This is a genomic window from Pantoea stewartii subsp. stewartii, from assembly GCF_008801695.1.
In the GTDB taxonomy this organism is placed as follows: Bacteria; Pseudomonadota; Gammaproteobacteria; order Enterobacterales; family Enterobacteriaceae; genus Pantoea; species Pantoea stewartii.
On record NZ_VZPF01000345.1, the window covers coordinates 1 to 222 of the forward strand.

Here is a 222-nt window from a genome sequence, read left to right on the forward strand (position 1 = left end):
TTTTGGTTATCAGCGTTCCCGCTGGAGCACCGAACTTCTGGCGATAAAAATCCGTGATATCACCGGTTGTCCGCTACATGCTTCAACCATCCGGCGATGGTTACCTGCTGCCGGCCTGGTATGGCGGAGAGCCGCGCCGACACTGCGTATCCGTGACCCACACAAAGAAGAAAAAATGGTCGCTATCCATGAAGCACTGGCGAAATGTAGTGCGGAAAACCC

Annotated in this window: 1 protein-coding gene; it reads left to right on the forward strand. The window is 54.1% G+C overall.

The window, feature by feature from the left end:
* Positions 1 to 222, forward strand: a 222-nt coding sequence (locus F7Q90_RS26490) for a winged helix-turn-helix domain-containing protein (RefSeq protein ID WP_151161267.1), incomplete at both ends; no start/stop codon positions are given.